The sequence below is a fragment of the Micromonospora fiedleri genome (assembly GCF_016774385.1).
Classification (GTDB): Bacteria; Actinomycetota; Actinomycetes; order Mycobacteriales; family Micromonosporaceae; genus Micromonospora; species Micromonospora gifhornensis.
The window spans coordinates 1-459 of the sequence record NZ_JAETXL010000073.1; the positions used below are offsets into that span (position 1 = coordinate 1).

General features: G+C 69.7%; 1 protein-coding gene. It reads left to right on the forward strand.

The genetic code is table 11. The features are described 5' to 3' along the window. Positions 1–459, forward strand: a 459-nt coding sequence (locus JMF97_RS30690) for an ABC transporter permease family protein (protein WP_203224680.1), incomplete at both ends; no start/stop codon positions are given.

Genomic DNA, 459 nt, shown 5'->3' on the forward strand with positions numbered 1-459 from the left:
GGTACGCGTTCTCCGACCGACCCATCCTAACCCGGGACCCGCAGTTCATCGGGGTCGTAAACATCCGACAGAAGCTCCTAGACTGCCTCCTGCTCGACAGGCTGGAGGCCGTCCTGTTCCCCGTGGTGCTCGCCGAGCCGGTACGGTTCGTCGCCGCGGTGGGGCTCGGTCTGCTGCTCGCCGCGCCCCGTCCGGGTGGCCGCTGGTTCCGCACCGCCGTCTACATGCCCACAGTCATCCCCGACGTGGCCCTGGCGGTGCTGTTCCTGTGGGTGCTCAACCCGCTGTACGGTCCGCTGAACCAACTTCTCGGGCTGTGCGGTCACCAGGGCTACAACTGGCTGGCCGACCCGAGCACGGCCTGCATCGGGGGGGGCTTGCTGCTGGCCTTCCCTATCCGCCAGGCACTCGTGGTGGTGCTCGCCGCCCGCCCGCTGTCCAGCCTCCCGGCCGCCTGGC